General features: G+C 58.0%; 5 protein-coding genes. All 5 read left to right on the top strand.

From position 1 onward, the window contains the following. Positions 1-552, top strand: a 552-nt coding sequence (locus ACMGER_RS18120; RefSeq protein ID WP_436813580.1) for a hypothetical protein, incomplete at its 5' end; no start/stop codon positions are given. Between the two features lie 144 nt (positions 553-696). Continuing rightward, the gene (locus ACMGER_RS18115) at positions 697-945 is read left to right on the top strand and encodes a hypothetical protein (protein WP_436813579.1); all 249 of its coding nucleotides are present in this window, start codon (positions 697-699) and stop codon (positions 943-945) included. Positions 946-949: 4 nt separating this feature from the next. Then, on the top strand, positions 950-1,411 hold the full coding sequence (locus ACMGER_RS18110; protein ID WP_436813578.1) for a hypothetical protein: 462 nt from the start codon (positions 950-952) through the stop codon (positions 1,409-1,411). A gap of 10 nt (positions 1,412-1,421) precedes the next feature. Next, a complete protein-coding gene (locus ACMGER_RS18105) occupies positions 1,422-1,802 on the top strand; it encodes a hypothetical protein (RefSeq protein ID WP_436813577.1) in 381 nt (126 codons plus the stop codon). Between the two features lie 327 nt (positions 1,803-2,129). Next, on the top strand, positions 2,130-2,566 hold a 437-nt coding region (locus ACMGER_RS18100; RefSeq protein ID WP_436813576.1), incomplete at its 3' end, for a hypothetical protein.

The raw sequence follows: 2,566 nt of genomic DNA, 5'->3' as shown, positions 1-2,566 counted from the left end.
AACCTCGCCTATGGCGCGATCACGGCCGGATCAGTGGCGATCCCGGCCACCAAACTCGCGTTTGCCGCGCGCATGGGGGAGATCGGGCAGGTTGCTCGCGTCTCCGGCACCTATGCTCGGGCCGCAAACAGCGCACCGCTGAGCATTGAGGCGCAGTTCCAAGCGAACAGCTTGCGACTTGCGGATGAGGGGCATGGCGTCTTTACCCAGGGAGTTGCCAATGGCGACATCGCCCTGAACCCGAGGCTTTCGATGGAAATACAACGAGGTAGCTTTGTCGATGGTTTCATTCGCAGAGGTAATCTGACGCTGCGAGATGAGCTAGGCCTGGATGCTACCGGGGTTCGGATAAATCAGCGTCTATATGCGCCCGGTGGTAAATACACCGTGCCGGACATCCACTTCCCTAGCTCAGGGAACAGCATCGACTATTCGTATCAGCTTAAGAACGCTACCACGCCTCAGATCGTGCGCATCCAGCAAGCAGCGCCGAATGGAACCATCACGATCGTGCCACCAGCTGCGATCCGCCCCGTCTATACGATAAGGTGACCTATGAAATATCGTGAAGGCACAATCCCGAAGACGAAGCGTGAGCTTCGAGATGCTCTCATAGACACTCTAATGCGTGCTCCAACTCGACACTTTCCGGAAAGTTATGACTTTGACGGGGCATATTACAGCCTAGAGCGGGGCGTGGAAAATCTGCGCAAGAAGTTTGGCGACGCCAAGGCCGATCAGCTTCTGGACATGATCCGGCAGGCCAAAGCGCACCACGAAGCAAACGACAAGCTAGGCTCCAGGCTGCTGCAGGATGTTGAAATGGTGGTCGCCGATCGCCAGCCCTACGCCTATCCAAAGGAACTCTATCGCTGGCCTGTCGATCCCAGTCTTCCAGAGCTTTCCGGAGCTGATCTGATTGGCGGGGACGATGAGAACGAGTGAACCTATGAGGTTCATCGGTTTTGCAATCGCCGCAAAGGGGACTCCCTCGCTAGAAGCTCTCTATGAAGCCCGGTATGCTGCCGGCTATGAGCGTGGTGTCACAGTTATCGACGCGCGTATTGCTTCCGGCGATCTCGTAGCATCAGCGGGCCAGCCCCCGCACCTGTTCAGGGCGAACGAGATTGATCGCTTTGCCCGCGATGATCTTCGCTTGTTTGCAGCGGAGCAAGGCCACGGAGCTGACTTAGTCCGGATCAATCAGCGGCTCTACCTTGAAGGGAACAGCGGAAAATACCGTGTTCCCGACCTTTATTTCCCGCAGAGCCGTCTCATTCTCGACGGAACACTCGGAAATAAGATGCTTTCCACGCCACAAATTATCGACTTTCGAGTCGCGACCGGCAATGCGCCGATAGGGATCGTCAGACCTCAGGTCTATGGCGGCTCCTATCGTATTGGACAGTAGGAGCTTTCAAATGATCAAAGTAGCTCAAAGCCTGTCCGAACTTTCGGACAGCATCACCTATCTCAATCTCAACTGCGGCAGCCACAGCTACCCAACCGAGTTTCAAACGTATGAGGAGGGATGGGAAAGTCTGTCACAGAGTCTAACTCATTTGCGCCGTAAGTTGGGTGAGGCCCGTTATACGCAGCTCATAGAAATGGCAGCACAATCTAAAGCCCACTATGATGAAGGTTATGCCCTCAGCGATCGTACGATCGAGGTCATTCCCGGTTTTGATCATATCAAGCTCGGCTCTCGGCTGATGCAGGATATGGGACAGATCGTCAGAGGTAAGCCGCCCTTCGCCTATCCGGAGGAGCTGTATCGCTGGCCTCGCTCGAATGGCGCGTGACGTCCTATGGCGCCGGTCCTGAAAATTTTTCTGCTAAACTTTGACGGATTCTTCCCGACTATTTCCTGGCTCAGGAAGCGCAGGGATGTCGGGGATGGTTGCAACGGGAGAGGTTCCAGGTGTCGAGGCCATTTATCGGGCCCGGTACGCCGCGGCGTACGAGCGAGGTTTGGCATATGTAAACGCAGAGATCGCAGCAGGGCGCCTGCGGTTACCTCCAGATCAGCCTGAGCATCTTTTCAGGGCAAGCCAAGCGCATAGTTTCGCTTGCTGCGATCTGCGCTATTTCGCTGAGCAGCGAGGTGATAGCATCGACATAGCCATGTGGTGAGCCGGACGGACCTGGGTGGGCATGTGTTCGCCTCGAGCTACGACCAGGCGGGGCGGCTGACCGGGGTGTCGGGCAACGGCGCGAGCACCAGCTACGGCTATTACAATACGGGGCTGGCGGCGACGGTCACCCAGACGGACACGGCCGGCACCACGGTGACCGACTACGGCTATGACGCGCGGGGGCTGAAGACGTCGGAACATGCGACGCTGAACGGGGCGGTGATCCAGGACGCGAGCGCGGCCTATGACGCGCTGGGGCGGATGACGGTGTGGGCGGAATCCGGCAGCGGCTGGTCGGACCCGACGAAAGGCGCGCCGGCGGCGTCGGTGCTCTGGCAATATGATGCGGCGGGGAACATCCGCAGCCGCAAGGCGAGCTACCACGTCATCACCGACCAGGGTGCGGCGTCGTCATCGCTGGTGCCGAGCGA

Source organism: Sphingomonas astragali (genome assembly GCF_051400615.1).
Lineage (GTDB): Bacteria > Pseudomonadota > Alphaproteobacteria > Sphingomonadales > Sphingomonadaceae > Sphingomonas.
This window is presented reverse-complemented; position numbering and strand designations above follow the sequence as displayed.